The 15898-nt window shown below is 33.3% G+C and carries 18 protein-coding genes and 4 pseudogenes; 17 read left to right on the plus strand and 5 right to left on the minus strand.

The window, feature by feature from the left end:
• The first annotated feature begins 979 nt into the window (after positions 1 to 979).
• Together RBB48_RS25715 and RBB48_RS25720 are read left to right on the plus strand one after the other, a co-directional pair.
• Positions 980 to 1243, plus strand: coding sequence for a hypothetical protein (locus tag RBB48_RS25715; RefSeq protein ID WP_000807636.1), 264 nt, complete (start codon positions 980 to 982; stop codon positions 1241 to 1243).
• A gap of 259 nt (positions 1244 to 1502) precedes the next feature.
• Positions 1503 to 2375: a hypothetical protein gene (locus tag RBB48_RS25720; protein WP_306008288.1), complete on the plus strand. Its 873-nt coding sequence runs from the start codon at positions 1503 to 1505 to the stop codon at positions 2373 to 2375.
• Between the two features lie 297 nt (positions 2376 to 2672).
• On the opposite strand, the pseudogene RBB48_RS25730 reads toward RBB48_RS25720, so the two are convergent.
• Positions 2673 to 3137 (minus strand): annotated as a pseudogene (locus RBB48_RS25730) (restriction endonuclease).
• Positions 3138 to 3173: 36 nt separating this feature from the next.
• A complete protein-coding gene (locus tag RBB48_RS25735; RefSeq protein WP_000445877.1) occupies positions 3174 to 3374 on the minus strand; it encodes a helix-turn-helix domain-containing protein in 201 nt (66 codons plus the stop codon).
• A gap of 139 nt (positions 3375 to 3513) precedes the next feature.
• Between RBB48_RS25735 and RBB48_RS25740 the strand changes: the two genes are divergently transcribed.
• From RBB48_RS25740 to RBB48_RS25755, 4 genes and pseudogenes are all read left to right on the plus strand, one after another.
• Positions 3514 to 3816 carry a hypothetical protein gene (locus RBB48_RS25740; protein WP_088122225.1) on the plus strand — a complete coding sequence of 101 codons (303 nt, stop codon included), beginning with the start codon at positions 3514 to 3516 and terminating at the stop codon, positions 3814 to 3816.
• Positions 3813 to 3995, plus strand: coding sequence for a hypothetical protein (locus RBB48_RS25745; protein ID WP_061674231.1), 183 nt, complete (start codon positions 3813 to 3815; stop codon positions 3993 to 3995). Before RBB48_RS25740 ends, RBB48_RS25745 begins: the two co-directional genes overlap by 4 nt.
• Positions 3996 to 4113: 118 nt before the next feature.
• A pseudogene (locus RBB48_RS31750) lies at positions 4114 to 5305 on the plus strand (FtsK/SpoIIIE domain-containing protein).
• A 109-nt stretch (positions 5306 to 5414) separates the two neighbouring features.
• A pseudogene (locus RBB48_RS25755) lies at positions 5415 to 5753 on the plus strand (replication-relaxation family protein); the annotation flags it as partial.
• 501 nt (positions 5754 to 6254) lie between these two features.
• Here the strand turns inward: RBB48_RS25755 and RBB48_RS25760 are convergent.
• Positions 6255 to 6755, minus strand: a complete 501-nt coding sequence (locus RBB48_RS25760) for a YxiF family protein (protein ID WP_306008289.1) — start codon at positions 6753 to 6755, stop codon at positions 6255 to 6257.
• Positions 6756 to 7131: 376 nt separating this feature from the next.
• Here RBB48_RS25760 and RBB48_RS25770 point away from each other — a divergent pair.
• A pseudogene (locus RBB48_RS25770) lies at positions 7132 to 7350 on the plus strand (thiaminase II/PqqC family protein); the annotation flags it as partial.
• A gap of 331 nt (positions 7351 to 7681) precedes the next feature.
• Complete coding sequence (locus RBB48_RS25775; RefSeq protein ID WP_306008290.1) at positions 7682 to 8383, plus strand: pPIWI_RE module domain-containing protein; 702 nt, start codon at positions 7682 to 7684, stop codon at positions 8381 to 8383.
• 38 nt (positions 8384 to 8421) lie between these two features.
• Here RBB48_RS25775 and RBB48_RS25780 read toward each other — a convergent pair whose 3' ends face one another.
• Positions 8422 to 9531, minus strand: a complete 1110-nt coding sequence (locus RBB48_RS25780) for a site-specific integrase (RefSeq protein ID WP_306008291.1) — start codon at positions 9529 to 9531, stop codon at positions 8422 to 8424.
• A 304-nt stretch (positions 9532 to 9835) separates the two neighbouring features.
• Between RBB48_RS25780 and RBB48_RS25785 the strand changes: the two genes are divergently transcribed.
• The 4 genes from RBB48_RS25785 (at position 9836) to RBB48_RS25800 (ending at position 13077) form a co-directional block, all read left to right on the plus strand.
• Positions 9836 to 10813, plus strand: a complete 978-nt coding sequence (locus RBB48_RS25785) for an exosporium leader peptide-containing protein (protein ID WP_306008292.1) — start codon at positions 9836 to 9838, stop codon at positions 10811 to 10813.
• A gap of 642 nt (positions 10814 to 11455) precedes the next feature.
• Positions 11456 to 12607 carry an AimR family lysis-lysogeny pheromone receptor gene (locus RBB48_RS25790; RefSeq protein ID WP_306008293.1) on the plus strand — a complete coding sequence of 384 codons (1152 nt, stop codon included), beginning with the start codon at positions 11456 to 11458 and terminating at the stop codon, positions 12605 to 12607.
• Between the two features lie 37 nt (positions 12608 to 12644).
• On the plus strand, positions 12645 to 12791 hold the full coding sequence (locus RBB48_RS25795; protein ID WP_306008294.1) for a complement C1q protein: 147 nt from the start codon (positions 12645 to 12647) through the stop codon (positions 12789 to 12791).
• Between the two features lie 157 nt (positions 12792 to 12948).
• The gene (locus RBB48_RS25800) at positions 12949 to 13077 is read left to right on the plus strand and encodes a hypothetical protein (protein WP_255288538.1); all 129 of its coding nucleotides are present in this window, start codon (positions 12949 to 12951) and stop codon (positions 13075 to 13077) included.
• 38 nt (positions 13078 to 13115) lie between these two features.
• Here RBB48_RS25800 and RBB48_RS25805 read toward each other — a convergent pair whose 3' ends face one another.
• On the minus strand, positions 13116 to 13469 hold the full coding sequence (locus RBB48_RS25805; RefSeq protein ID WP_098364234.1) for a helix-turn-helix domain-containing protein: 354 nt from the start codon (positions 13467 to 13469) through the stop codon (positions 13116 to 13118).
• A gap of 217 nt (positions 13470 to 13686) precedes the next feature.
• Here RBB48_RS25805 and RBB48_RS25810 point away from each other — a divergent pair, with 217 nt between their 5' ends.
• The 5 genes from RBB48_RS25810 to RBB48_RS25830 all read left to right on the plus strand — a co-directional run bounded on the left by RBB48_RS25810 (position 13687) and on the right by RBB48_RS25830 (position 15883).
• Positions 13687 to 13878, plus strand: coding sequence for a helix-turn-helix domain-containing protein (locus tag RBB48_RS25810; RefSeq protein WP_306008295.1), 192 nt, complete (start codon positions 13687 to 13689; stop codon positions 13876 to 13878).
• 56 nt (positions 13879 to 13934) lie between these two features.
• The gene (locus RBB48_RS25815) at positions 13935 to 14210 is read left to right on the plus strand and encodes a helix-turn-helix domain-containing protein (RefSeq protein WP_098289238.1); all 276 of its coding nucleotides are present in this window, start codon (positions 13935 to 13937) and stop codon (positions 14208 to 14210) included.
• Positions 14211 to 14354: 144 nt separating this feature from the next.
• Entirely contained in the window at positions 14355 to 14675 is a 321-nt protein-coding gene (locus RBB48_RS25820; protein ID WP_306008296.1) for a hypothetical protein, read from the plus strand.
• Positions 14676 to 14870, plus strand: a complete 195-nt coding sequence (locus RBB48_RS25825; RefSeq protein WP_088060329.1) for a hypothetical protein — start codon at positions 14676 to 14678, stop codon at positions 14868 to 14870.
• Between the two features lie 77 nt (positions 14871 to 14947).
• On the plus strand, positions 14948 to 15883 hold the full coding sequence (locus tag RBB48_RS25830) for a YqaJ viral recombinase family nuclease (protein WP_306008297.1): 936 nt from the start codon (positions 14948 to 14950) through the stop codon (positions 15881 to 15883).
• The last annotated feature ends 15 nt before the right edge of the window (positions 15884 to 15898 follow it).

A 15898-nucleotide genomic window follows, 5' to 3' on the forward strand; every position in this document is an offset into this window, starting at 1 on the left:
GGTAAACGTTGATGTAGCAAGAACAGCGCCTGCTATAATAATTTGTTTGAATTTCATTAGTGAGCTCCTTTTAATTAATTTTTTACAAATTAATTACTTATTTCATTAATAAATATAAATATAGCAATTAATATTATATTTATATTTGCAAATTAAATCAATATTTAGTGATAATTGGATATTTAGATAGATTACAAATAAATTTCGATTACTATCCATAACTACTAGGAAAGGCATACTATGTAAGTTTGATTAAATGCAGAAACTTGAATGAAGTCGGTGTCCGAATTGCGAAATAAAGGTCCAGATGTTAACGTTTGATAGCGAGGTTCACAAAGACAATCACAGTCGCATTTTTTACGCTTCTTCCGGTAGCACTTATGTGAACGGTCGTAATAATAGCATGTACTAAAAAGCACGAACCTCCTTTTAATTTATATTTACTAATTTGTTGAATCTAAATTCTGTATTTAAATCAAAGGCACCTGTATAATACACTGTTTCTATGATGAAAGATTGGAATTCACAATTGATGCAAAAATAAATGGCTGGACACAATATAAAGTACATAATAGCAAAGATCAAATATTTTATATTATAGCAAACTCAGAGTTAGTTACTGTCAAGAAAAGAGAAATTCACTTTTATAAGGAAGAACGTTATTGTTTTCAATTCTATTATCTAATTTAATAAATAAAAAGTTATCGTAATCTTTGGTATGTTAAGTATCGAGGTTTTCACAGATAATGCCCCTGAATATATTATTTGAATTTTCTGAAAATATAGGGAGACGTTTGAATTTATATTATTAGTGAGCAAGTCTAAGCAAATTGCAAGAATAAACATAATCTATCTTATAAAGTAGTGAGGCAGTACTAAAAAGATGAGATTTACTTTACTAGTTTTTTTATAGTAAGTAGGTTGGATTCCAAAAGACTTCTTCACTACTTTATAAATTTTAAAGGAAAGGATGATATAAATGGCAGAACATCGTGAAGATGAAATCCGTACTTTGTTACGCGCATTTCAATTAGTAGGAGCGAGGGTTGTATTATTTTTGCCTTCATTTCACGTAGAAGGTCTTATTACTCGAATCGGAGAAACCTTTGTTACACTTCGTCGTGGTAATGGAGAGGGCGTAGAAGTTGAAAGTAATGATAATGGAAATGCACTTGAAAATCCTAACCAAATTAGTGTCAAAATTAGTGATATTTTATCAGTTAGTGATGATCGAGGAGAGTAATTAGCAAGGTGAAAAAATGCACTAGGTATTGTATTCCTAGTGCATTTTTTAATGTTATATAAAATTCAAATAAACAAAAAATGTATCAAGTATGGAATTTGAAATTAATTACATACAAGCCTCTTGATAGGACTCTTATCGTAATTTATAAAAAAAGTTTGAAAAATATAAGTTATATCTATATTTTAGGTAATTGTACTATCACTTTTATACAAGTCATGTTTACAATATAATACAAACCTTTATAGGAGGGGATTATGTGTGTAAGTTCTGTTCAAATCAAGACAATACCAAATCTAAATTCAGATTATTCGATATAAAACCTATTCCGTTTTTTATTCCATCAAAATCTTTTGCATATTCATCAGGACCTCAAGAAACACCTGATATCTCAACACAAACGATTAGACCTCAAGAAACACTTGATACCTCAACACAAACAACTAGACCTCAAGAAACACCTGATACCTCAACACAAACAATCAAATCTCAAGAAACACTTGATACCTCAACACAAACAATCAGATCTCAAGAAACACCTGATACCTCAACACAAACAATCAGACCTCAAGAAACACTTGATACCTCAACACAAACAATCAGATTTCAAGAAACACCTGATATCTCAACACAAACAATTAGACCTCAAGAAACACCTGATACCTCAACACAAACAATCAGATCCAAAAAAAACACTGGTATTTCTGCAAAATCATCAAAAAACCAAAAATCTTCTCGGGTTTTATTAAAATTAAGTGATACTTTTAATACTTCACTAACCTCCAAAAAATTTATACTATCGCAAGATAATTCACAATTATTATTCAATCAAAAAGAATCTTATTACCAAATAGATACATCTAATAATATTGAAAAAATAAAAATTCAAATTAAAAAATTACTATATGATTATCAATTAATTAATTTATACATTGTATTATTTTTAGAAGGTATTCATATCAAAGGCTTTATACTGCATATTAGCGAAGAGCTAGTTACTATTATTGGACCCAACTTAAAAGTAGAAAGTAATTCAGCTGATAACATTATAGAATCACCAAACAGAATTACCATAAAGATTGAAATGATTCAAGCGATTGGTGATGCGGAAACTCCTCTCAAGCTAAGATAAATTTGTATATCAATATGGATAGTAGTTATGTATCCATATTGATATACAGCTATCGTGGTAATATGAAATTAATACTTCTTCTTGAGTTTGCATTGAATGTATAAGTTTTCATTTAAGTTGTTTTTGTATATCTTCTGTAACTGTTGGCTTCGGATTTTTATTTAAATCGTTTAGTATTTCACAAATTCCTGCGAACTATTCCGACATACGTTGTGTACGGTAAGTATACATAAGTTCTGTTTAAAGCGTGAGTTAGTAACGAAAAACCACCGTTCAAAAGTATGGGACTTTATATTTTTATGAATTTAGCATGTCGATAAGTGAGTTGCCATCAATTAATTCAATGTTCTTATTTGCTGCATATTGTCTTGCGTTCTTATTGAAATGACTTAGTGTTACGAAATATCCTCCAACAGCATCAGCATCCACAATTGCGCTATGAAGCTTCTGAATAAAGGGTCTTCCAATGGAGTTTTTCGTATAGCGTTTTACCTCGACGAATTTCATTTTATTCTCTTAATAAAGAATGATGTCTTTGCCGCCATCGTTAGAGCCAGAAGTTACTTGAACTTTATAACCAAGAGAACGAAAGACATCAGCTACAAAATATTCAAATTCCCTCGGATCCATTACTTCTAAATTGCTACGAGTTGCACTTCTTTTGATTCGCTCGGTTCTAATTTCTTCAGGTGTTACGTGCGGACTTTTTGTTATTGCACCAATTAGAAAAACAATTACAAGCAATGCTATTGCCCAAATCATGCAATTCACCTCAGTATGAGTATGTCCAAATGATGATTATTCTATTTCTTCATCTTCAATCCAAATTTCTTCTAATTTCATTTCCAATACACGTGCAATGCGATAGGCGACAGGTAAGGTTGGAAGTCCACCTTTTATTAAATTAGTCATTGTGGATGTTGCAATCCCAACTTTTTTAGCAATAAAACTGTATTTAATTCCACGTGCATCCAAAATTTCTTTCAAACGACTTTCCATATCATCACCCTTTTTTAGTTGTCCTACGAATTTTTTCTCGAAGGACAGGCAAAATCCTCCTTTCTAGGTCATATACCTTTATCAAGACCATGAGGAATACCAAGTGGAATCAAGGACATCAAGAAGGGAGAGGACGCATATGCGTTGGCAATTCTCACATTTAAACGAAACGCCTTACCTATATCCATCGAAAGAGTTGAGAAATATGTATTGGGGTTCTAATGGCAAGAAAGAAACAAACGCAATTGTGGATCACATGGAAAGACATGAGGTTTTTAACAATCGTGAATATAAAGGCTATTACCGTTTATCGAACGATATTATGGATGATTTATATGAAGATAAGGATGAAGTGCTTGATTGGGGAGACGTCATTAATGAGTATCAACCGGTTATGATAGCGAAGGGATTACAACTCATTCGAAAAGAGGGATTCAAATGACAATCGTTGGTGAAGCGGTAGTAGTATGGACTGCAACAGGCTTGTCAGTGATTACGATGAAGGTTGCAGAAAAAATGGGGCAGAGTGTTCCACGTTGGCTTCCACGAATGACCATGTACACAACGCTCACAGGCTCGTTCTTGTATCTTCTACGTTATGTTCTTTTCGCGTTTCTATAGGGGAATACCAACGTGGAATTTCAGGACATTTACTGGTCGTTGGCATAAAGCGTGTACGGGAGTATTCCGAAAATAAGGGATATATACCCTAATAAAGGGTATATGGGGAGTGGAGAAAATGATTGAATTATTACTCGTTCCAGCTGCAGGTATAACAGTGGCATTATTCGGTGAAAAGTTCAAAAGTAAAAATGATGATAAGCGAAAAATACAGGTGTTTTTTGAAGTAGCTGGTATTGCGATTAAAAGAAATAATGAAGAAAAATTGCAATATCCAAAGTTCCAAAAACAAATTGATGATGATCGTAGTACGACTTATGTTTACACTTTACCGCTTGGCATGCCCAGTAAAATTATTCAGAAGGTAGAGGATGTGGTAAGCGAGGGACTAAATAAACCAGTACGGATCCAGTACGATAATTATAAATTGAATATTCGTGTATTCCACAGAGAAATACCGAAGAACTGGTCATGGTCAATGGATTTAGTAACGAAAGGAAAATGGCGTATTCCAGTTGGCCAGAGTTTAGAAACAATTGTTTATCACGATTTTGATGAGAGGCCGCATATGGCTATAGGTGGATTAATTCGCATGGGGAAAACTGTCTTTCTTAAAAACATGTTTGCTTCCTTATCGTTAGCGAATCCAAATCATGCTCATTTTTATTTAATTGATTTAAAAGAAGAAGGACTCGAATTTAGCGAATATAAAAAGCTAAAACAAGTTGAAAAAATCGCAGAAACATCAGAGTAAGCACATGGTATGCTGCTAAAAGTAATGGAGAAAATGCATGAGCGTGGGAAGTACATGAAAGAACGTGGCATCAAGAATATTGTTCATACGATAGAAAAAGACCGGTATTTCATTGTAGTAGATGAAGGGGCGGTACTCGCGCCTGCAAAAGGATTACCGAGGGCTCATAATAAAATGCTGGAAGAGTGTCAATACATGCTTAGTCACATTGCGCGTGTTGGAGGAGCACTAGGGTTTCGTATTGTCTTCTGTACGCAATATCCGACAGGAGATACATTGCCAAGGGTAGTAAAACAAATGGCGAATGCGAAACTTGGTTTCCGTTTACCGACTCGTACTGCATCAGAATTTGTTATTGATCAGCCCGGATTAGAACAACTACCATCTATTCCAGGAAGAGCTATATATATGAAGGAAAACTTCACCGTATTGCAAGTGCCGTATATCGATGACAAGGTCATGTGGGAACATCTAAAAGAATATGAGGTGGAAAAACATGAATATCCAGAGTCACATGAAAATCAACCGTCAGATTTGCAATACTTGCGACGATTAGAAAGCTTCAGTTTGCAACAAGGAGACATTTGATGAGTGTGCATGATATGGGCGGTATTCGAAATGCAAACCGTATTATGTGAGATTTAAAACCATACGTAAGTAAAACAATACAAAGGAAGGAATACGTATATTATTTGAACAAAGAAGGGCATGCCATGTTCGGTGATGATGGGAAAGTTGTGTCGAGAGGAAAACTAGCTCATGCACTATTATGGAATGCAGCATGGTTGCATTTATTTTGTCCGGACGATTGGCAGATTGAAACGGATATACGTTATATAAAGAACAAAAAGAAAAAGAAAATAGTTCCTGATGTGAAGTTTCGTGATGAAGAAAGTATACTTCATGCAGTTGAGCTAGATCGTTCGCATGATGATGGTGTAACATGTCTACAATTAATGTTAAATATGAATTATGAGAAAATAAAACAATATGGATCAAGTACAAGTAGGTCATTTGTTCCATTATCGCAGTCTTCCATTTGTCTTGCTGATTGTATTTGCATAACTGGATTTGTATTTGGATTACTAGGTGCAATTACATTAGGGGGATTAGTTTTATCTGTATGTTCAATTACATAAAGGTTGTTATTTGCAAGAAGGGCACTGACATAAGGTGTTCTTTTTTAGTTTTATTGTAAAAGTTAAATACATTACATCATTCTTATCGAAACAAAGGAGTTCAGTCCCTAACGGTGCGCGTCAAGGGGCTGAAATTTGAGAATCCTTCTTTAATAGATAAATATGATTATCAATCTCTCGCATTATAACACTAGGTTAATTAAATTTGAAACTTTTTATCTATCTTCAACGCTATTCTATTTCATTTGAATTAAAGTAGCAGCAGGTATACCAATTCCTTCTAAATGATGATTTTTAGATACAAGCCAATTGTTTTCATCCAATAGGATTGGATTTACATCGTCTGAAGGTGGATTGTTTTATAATTTAGATTTTTGTTATTCCCCACATACTGAATTCATAATGATATTCCGTTCTTTCGATACATACGCCGTATTCTAAATCATCACCAACTAATATAAAATCAGCATACCCAGTTAGAAATCTTGATATGGTTGATAATTCTTCTAAATTATCAAATACTTCAGCAATGTTTAGCTTAACTGCTTCAAATTTACCACCCTTAGAGAAAAAGAGTCTCCCTTGATTAACTGGAAATTGAATAGTTTTAGCTGTTTCTTTTAACAGCGCTATTGATAGTCTTCTGTTTTCTTCATAATCAGTGCTACCAAAATTTTTTATGTTTGAATTTTGTTCTAGCGTATTAAATAATTCTTTACAAAATAAATCATTAGATTCTGCATCCATAAATGAGTCCATAGAAATCGTAACAATATTAGTAAGTTCGTCTATCAGTTCTTTTCTACTAGCTTTTCTTTTTGCTTTCATTTTTAGAATTTCGATTCGGCTTTTATTCATATTATTCAAAATTTTTCACACCTTTAGTTTCTTAATGTTTTCCTTTTTTCCAGTGGTCTTCCTTTTTCATCATCTGCAGTATGGAAATGGGAACCCCTTCCCATTTTATCTTCTCTATACTCAATTATATATACTTTTTCATTCTTAATATTAGAGCCCACCTATGTTCACTAGTTCCATCAAAGATTTGTGTAGGTTTGTGGTATGAAGTAGAGTTTGGGATTCCAGCGTTTCGTCTAGCTTTACGATAGCCATTACTAGTTAATAATTTTTCCTGTCTCTCAAGATGAGCTTTATAATTTTCAGTAGCTCTAGCTGTGAAGTGAAAAATAAAGCCATTCTATGGATGGATTTTCTAATGTATACTTACTAATTTGATAAATGTTTAAAAAAGTGTCAGCCAGAAGAGCCAATTTAAAATGATTGGCTTTCTATTTACGGATCTGATTGATTCCGTACATTAGTTGAAGAGCAAATTACATGGTTAGATATTATCGCTGAAAAAGTGACAGAGTCTGACCGCAAGCGAATGAAACAGCATTTTATTATTAGTAGTCAATATGAATATTCATTTTGGGAGATGGTTTATGCCTTAGAAAAATGACTAGTGGATACAGAAGTAAAAGATATAATAGGTTAAAGAAAAGAGGTATTGCTATACTTATGTATGGTCAATACCTCTTTTTATACTCTTTTGTAAAATTATTGTAAATCATAAATACAATACTTAATATATATTGTATAATTCTAACGTAATGCATTTATGATTTATAAGGGGGCTATGTATGATAATTTCTTTTAACTTTTATAAGAGTCATTTCATTAATACGTTAATCGAATAAGTAGTATTTGTTGTTCTTTTAAATAAATAGATTATGTGATAATACTTTAGTTTTTTGTGATCAAGAAAAATGAAGAAAGGAAGTAATCATTTTATGGAAAAATTAAAGTTGTTAACATTTGAAAATATAGTAGAACCTCTTTTAAGCGAAAGCGTATCATTTATATATTTTCCTATTGAATGGCTCGATATTGTAGAGATACATTATAAGACATTTTTATTAACGAGTAAGTTGAAACGATTGAATGAAAGATTATATGATATGTTTTCTGATATATTGTTTATTCAGCATAATCCATATGTATTAAATGAAAATACACCATGGATTGTATCCAAAGAACCTATTAGAAAAGAACAACTTGATTATATTTTCCAAAGTTGGTATGAGGTGATTCATGATTGGAAACCTAATAAATTAATAGAATTGCCAAAATATGAATGGCATTACGATTTAATTTCTAATTTAACAGTACTACATGATAATGAAATATATTCTAAGTGGGTGCCCGCTTTAATTTCACATATTTTTTGTGAACAACCTGTACGATTAGAGAATATCAACGAAGAAGATATATATTTTTCTCCTCTTAGATCACAAAATATTTGTGAGGCAATGTCAGAGCCTATTAAAGATGAAAAAACTCAAGATTATTTCGCCTATGTATATCGGTTTGAATGTATCACGCGCGGAGGCGAAAATATTCCGTTATTAAATGTTTCAATAGGAATTCGGAGGTTTTATCAAGAATATAAGATGTTAGGTCAAACAAACCTTGATATAATAGCGTTTGTTTGACTTATTTTTATAAAATGCAAACATTTTGCAAACATAAGTTATCCAAAGATGCTTTTACCGAAGTTTTTAACAGCTTCTTCTTGCATATTCGGTAAAATATGCGAATACACACTTAATGTCATTGAAATGTCTGTATGACCTAATCGCTCACTGATAATTTTAGGGTTAACTCCTTGTTTCAATAGTATAGTAGCGTGTGTATGTCTTAAATCATGGAATTTAATTTCTTTTATACCCGCTTTGTGTGTATCTCTAATGAAACTTTTTCTGAAATGCGCTTTTTTTATAATTCTTCCAAACTCATTACAATTAATTAAATCTTGATCTTGATAAGCGGAGCCAAACCTTAATTTCTCTTTATTAATTAAGATCTTATGTCTTTTTAAAGATTCTATAGTTTCTTTAGGTACAGGAATGGTACGCTTTGATGAATTTGTTTTTGCTGTTTTTTTGATTTTATTGTCATGGCCAGATGTTTGGTTAATTGTAACGGTGTGTTTTTCAAAATCAACGTCCTGCCATCGTAAGCCTAGAACTTCTCCCATACGCATACCTGTAGTTATTGCAAGTAGATACCCAATGTGATATCGTGATTCTTGTGAATGCAAAAGAAATTTCTTTACTTCTTCCTCTGTCCAAGTCTGGATAGAGGTTCTTTCTTTTTTCGGTATCTCAGCAAAAGCAGCTGGATTTCGAGGAATAATATTTTGTTTTACAGCTAGATTTAAAGCGCTCTTTAATATTCTATGCATAAGCAGAATAGAATTATTTGCAATACCTTTATCTATCGCAGTTTTATAGCATTTTTGAATGTGCATAACATTTAATTTATGGAGTGCAACCATTCCTATACTAGGTATAACATGTTGGTTTATAAATGCTCTATAGCCGACAAAGGTGCTTCTTTCTATACTCATACTTTTAATTTCTAACCAATGATTTAGATATTCCTTTAACGTAACTTTAGACGGTTCTATAAAAGTTCCTTCATTTAATTCTGTAATCTTCTTCGCAACATCAGCCTGTGCTTCTTTTTTTGTCTTATATCCAGAAAACCACTTCTGCCTTCTTTTTCCTGTCTCTGGATCAGGTCCAATGTCGACTACAATACAATACTTATTTCCTCTTTTTCGAATATGTCCTTTCACTTAAAACACTCCTTCATTTTGTTTTGAATCATGTTGTATAAGTCTAGTTGTAATTTTGCTGCTATGAAAATTACAAAGTTGGACATATCAGCGATGGATACATTTTACCATATATGAACAAACTCGATTATTTAAAATGTTGGTTGTCTTTTGCAAAAGTTAATTTTATAAAAGAAATTTGTATACTTAAAGCGATATTTTTATTTCAAAAATTTTATTTGGAATAGTACATCTTATATATATCATATTTTGTACAATTGATGTTTTCTTCATTTACAAATGATTTTTATTTGGAGTGACAAATATGGAGAAGAAAAAGAAATGGGAAGGATTAAAAGCTAACAATCTATCTAGTAGTTCACTGGATTCGAGTTTAATAGGACCCACATTACCACCGATTCCATCATTTACTCTACCAACGGGGGGAACAGGTTCGACAGGCCCAACGGGAGCAAGTGGAATAACAGGTCCGACAGGCCCAATGGGAGCAAGTGGAATAACAGGTCCGACAGGCCCAACGGGAGCAAGTGGAGCAACAGGTCCGACAGGCCCAACGGGAGTAACCGGAGTAACGGGTCCTTCAGGAGGCCCGGCAGGCCCAACAGGTCCAACAGGTCCTTCAGGAGGTCCAATAGGTCCAACGGGAGCAACCGGAATAACAGGCCTAACAGGTCCAACGGGAGCAACCGGAATAACAGGCCCGACAGGTCCAACAGGAGTAACCGGAATAACAGGTTCGACAGGTCCAACAGGAGTAACCGGAATAACAGGCCCAACAGGTCCAACAGGATTTGAATCTGCATTCAGAGCTTTCAAATCTACTGATCAGTCCGTTACAGCTAATACACTGTCTTTAGTAACATTTGAAACTACACAATTCGATTTAAACGGTGAATATGATGGTGTATCAACATTTATACCGCAACAAGATGGAATCTATTTAATTATTACTACTATAATTTTTAGTCCTACTGATGATACTCTAAATTATGTGACGGAAGTATTTATAACAGTTAACAGTACTTTAATAGCAGGAGATGATAGCTTTTTTGGTGGAAATACTGGGCTTTTAAATGCGGTAACAGTTTCTACGATTGTACAATTGAATGCAGGGGATATGGTGCAAGTTCAAGCCGGTAGTACCATAGATGGCGCTATTGCATCTCCGCTTCTTACAAATTTTCAAGCTGCGAGGTTTCCATCACCAGTTCCAAATGCACTTTTCTTATTAAATAATTTATCTGCAGATTTGAGTAAAAGGCCATTTAGTAGAAAATCATAATTATGTTCATTTTTAAAATACCCTAAAGAAAATGGTGAATTTAGATTGAGTTTGTCTATTAAGAATAAGAAAAGCCACTTAGATGAGTGGCTTTTCTTATTCTTAAATTATGGCATATACAGTTAAAACTAAATGATTACATAATTGGAGATAGTTAAACTTATACAATTGTGGTTCAGGATAGTAGTTTTAATATAAAATCTCAATAGATATTTGTTAACTTTACATCTCTAAAAGAATAATTGAATTTTTGCGATCACTATAGTTACATATAAACTGATTATCAAATGCAATATTGCATATTTTTAACTGTCAAAAAACTAGGCGTATATTAATTGCATAAACTTTCTCAAGTATTTTCAGAATATGAGAGAATGGATGTTTGGGTTAATTGTGATAGAATATTCTTAATAATATAATTTAACGGAACGAAAAAGACCCATAGCGTGTGTAAATGTGCTGGGAACACGTTTACACCGTTTAACCCTAATTGAAGTAGGGAAAACATTTGCCATGAGCCTTTCGGTTACGAGTTTTCGTAACGTATACGGCTAGTATAACACAGCTTTTGGATGTAATTCAGCATTAAGGTGTGTGTTCATGATAGGGAAGTGTGTCTTGTTCCAATAAGGGGGACAAAGCATGTGGAAAGCTCTAGGTCAAATTGAAAAAGAATTATGTGTAGCTGGTATAAGAAAAAATAAACTAGCAGATCATTGGGGTGTTAAGCCAAGTACTGTTACAAAAGTATTTAAAGGTAACACAGATATTAGTTTTGGTTTTCTTTCTAAAACAATTATTCTATTAAATAAAGGCATACAGGTACAAGGGAATATATTAAAGAATTATATTGATGTCACAAATCCGAAATCAGAGAATTTACGTGAAGCGATGGAGGACTTAGCTTTAAGAGGTAAGTTCAATCTTTTGATTGAAGTAATAAATAGTGAGTTACAGTCTAAGGTGTCTGAAAATAAAGAATTTGCTAGTGTGTATCTGATTATTTATAAACGATATACCGGTGAGTTGAATGCCAAACTATATTATAAAGCGTTGCATGTAGCAAGTAAATCAGTGAAAACAATTGAGATGGAATTGTTAACTGAAATTTTATTATGTCAAGCGCAATATCAAACAGGAAATTATACGGCTTTAAATGAGCGTCTGAAATCAATAGAAACTAAAATTGATAAAATTAGTAATAAATATCTTCGTGAGTGCTTCAAATTACGTTACAGAGAAGCTATTGCTGTTACTTCATTGCAAGGAGGAGAAGTAGATGAAGCAAGAAACGTTTGTATTAAATTAATAGATGATCTTGAGTGGGATAACTATTTTTCTTTTCCAAAAGTAAATGCGTACTTAAAGCTAGGTGAATCGTATGTTTTCTCAGTAGGTGAATATGAGAACTCAAAATATTACCTAGAGAAAACATTACAAGTGATTGGTGATAGAAAGGTTGAAGCTGTAGAGAAGAAGAAAGAAATGGTGCAACATACATTATCATTTTTAAAGATTCACCATGGCAAAGAAATTAGTGATACAGATGTTATACATCCAAGTGAGCTGGCATATTTAATGATTAAACAAGGTAATACAACAGGAGCGAGGGAGATGTTAAATCAAATAAAAAGTTCTACAGGTGAATTAACAGACATACAGACCGCTTATTTAGCTTTAACATATGAGGGAGCTAAAAGAGAAGAGTTAATGAAACAATCTCTTCTAATGTGTCAAAAATCAGGAAATATATTTTATTCGAATTTACCGAAAATTCACTTGGGTTTAATTTGAATATTTGGTATAATTAGCATCGGAAAGAGGGGATTAGATGAAAAAAATAATTACAATTATTCCTGTACTATTATTAGCAACTACACTAGTTGTTAACACTGATTCTGAGAAAGAAAAGCCTAGTGCAAATGATTCAAAACCAGTAGTTCAGCAAATGATGGTTGACCCTGGTGGCGGTTGGTAAGATCCAAAATATAGGTTTACATATATAAATTTAAAATGACATCGTCTTAATTGACGGTGTCATTTGTAGTTTTAAGGGAGATTTCCTTTTTAGGCTTATGAACAAAAAAGAAATTTATGTAAAAAAATAACAAAAATAATAAAGGGGATAAGAGAAGATGAAGAGTAAAGATGGGGAAGTTAATTTGATAAAAAAAGCGCTTTTACTTCTGCAAGAAGAAGATAATCCAAAAGAAACATTATTATCTATTTGTTTAAGTGAACATGAAAGTGAAAAAGCAATGTAAAAAAGACTATCTAATTTTTTTCGGATAGTCTTTTTTTATTAAATATTCCCTTTAGCTTTTTCGTAATTCACAAACATTTCTAGTTGTTCTAATGCTTTTTTTCGTTGTTCTTCAGGTAGATCATTTATGATTTGAAGAATTTCTTGAGCCTCTTCTGTAAGTTGTAGATCTTGATCTGCTGTTAAATCTGGTGAATCAGATAATCCTAACAGGTAATCAGTAGTAACTTTTAAAAAATTTGCTATCTTTTGTAGTGTACGTATACCTGGTTTCTTTTTTCCCTCAACATAGTTATAAACAGAAACATGACTAACACCAATCGCATCAGCTAATTGTTGTTGGGAAATCCCTCTTTTATCAATTAGTGATTTTAGCCTCTCATGATTAAACATAATAAAAACACCCCAAGTTTATTTTCTCTATTTTATATGAAATTATTTCTTCTTTATTACTGTGATAGTGTCACAGTGCTACACTGTCATTATATATTAACTATCAGTTAAGTGGAAAGATAAAATTTTTTAAAAGAAATTTAATAAAACACTTGAACTTAACCTTTGGTTAAGTTATTATGAGTGTAACAACAAAAACGGAAGAGAGGAGTTGCATATGAAAACTCTAAAACAGCTACGTGTAGAACAAGGATATACATGTAAGGAAGTAGCTGAAGCCATTGGTATTACCGAGGTATATTATTGGTACATTGAAAATGGCAAACGCCGTCCTTATTATGACCTAATTGTTAAAATTGCTGAGTTTCTAAAAGTAAAACTAGATGCAATTAAAATTTTTTGTTCGTAACTTAACTAATAGTTAAGTTGGAGTTGGTTAAGTTAAATAGAAGGGAGCAAAACAAAATGGGATTAGATCAAATTATTAAAGAATCAATTCGTGAAGTGATTCGTGAAGAAATCAGATCAGCATTAGTTGATTTACATCAACAATCACAACCAAACAAGGTGTTGCGAGTGAAAGAAGCAGCTGCTTATCTCAACATCGCAGTTTGCAGAGTGTATGAACTTGCAAACCATCCGCAGTTTCCGGTTATTCGAGAAGGGCGCAAATTACTCTTCTTACAAAAAGATTTGGAAGCATGGCTAGAAGCCCAAAAGGGGGAACCAAACGTTGATTGAAAGTACATTCAGCCTTTTAATCACAGGGGTGGTTATCGTGTCAGTCGTGGGTGGCGTAGCGCTATTTGATACATTTGCAAAACTTATCAACGAGAATGATCAGCTGAAGCAAGAAAATAAGCAATTAAGGAAGGTGAAAAAAATATGAGCATTACAGCACCGGTTTTACAAAAGGACATGCAAAAGAAACAGGTGTTAGATGAGTTCTTAAATTATTGTAATCAAATGCAAATCCAAGCATTAAGAACACGTGATGAAAAGTTATTGCGTGAGTGGGTAAAGGAAGCGCGTCTGGCAAGAAGAGAACTTGCAGCACTGTATCGAGCGAAAGAAAAACATGATGCAGAACGTGAAAGAGATTGTAAAAACATCTTAGGGATTATTAGGCGGTTAAGAAGCCAGGGAGTAAACGCGGACGTGGTGGAAAGAGCTCATTACATTACTCTTTCAGAGGAGGTGAGTTGAATGTTAGAAAATCCAATTGTATTAGGCAATCAACAAGATTCATGCAAAAAAAACTTCGAACACTATTGTAGCGATTGTGAAGGTGAATTGTATTTTGGAATGACCTATTACGAATTTGAAGGAAGTTTAATTTGTGAAGAATGTGCCGAAAAGTTTTTAGAGCGGCACGCAACGAGGTTTGTTGCAGGGGAATAAACAAGAACCCACGGCAATGGGTTCCCTTTGAAAAATAAATCAGAGCTAGTATATCACAGGAAGCGAGTGAATAGAACATGCAAGCAAAAGTATTGGTTAATACACTCAATATGGACCATGATCAATGGTTGCAAGCACGTACACAAGGTATTGGTGGCTCAGATGTTTCTGCAATTGCAGGTTTAAATAAATGGAAATCAGCGGTTCAAGTGTTCCTTGAAAAAACACAAGCGATTGAAAAAGAAGATATACAAAGTGAAGCGGCATACTTCGGTAATGTTCTGGAAGAAGTAGTCGCAAAAGAATTTTCCAAGCGTACTGATTTAAAAGTTCAACGTAGAAATGCAATCCTTCAACACCCTGAATATCCGTGGATGTTAGCAAATGTTGACCGATTAATTGTCGGTGAAAAGATTGGTTTGGAATGTAAAACAGCGTCGGAATATTTAAAAAAAGAGTGGGAAGATGAAGAAGTTCCAGCGGCTTATCTCTTACAGTGTCAACATTATATGGCCGTAACTGGCTATGAAGCATGGTGGATTGCTGTATTGATTGGTGGTAACAAATTTGTTCATAAAAAAATCGAACGCGATGAGGAATTGATTCAGTACCTTATCGATATTGAAAAAGACTTCTGGCTCAACAATGTTGAGAAGAACGAGCCGCCAATGTTTGATGGTTCGGATGCATCAACTGAATTATTAAAACATCTATATCCAGAATCCATTACAGATAGCTTTGTAAGTTTAGGTAAACAAGAAGAACTTCTCATTGAAGCTCGTGACCAAGTAGACCGAGAAATTAAAGTTCTGCAAGAACAAAAGGCAGAGTACGAAAACAAAATCAAAGCAAAACTCGGTACCAATGAAGTTGGTGGAACGGAGAACTACAAAATTTATTGGAAGTCATATACAACAAATCGTTTTGAAAGCAAGCGATTTAAAGCGGAACACCCTGATTTATTTGAACAGTATGTTAAGGAATCTAAATCAAGAAAATTTACGGTTAAATAAGGGAGGAAATAAATA

Source organism: Bacillus sp. MMSF_3353, from assembly GCF_030733445.1.
GTDB lineage: Bacteria > Bacillota > Bacilli > Bacillales > Bacillaceae_G > Bacillus_A > Bacillus_A wiedmannii.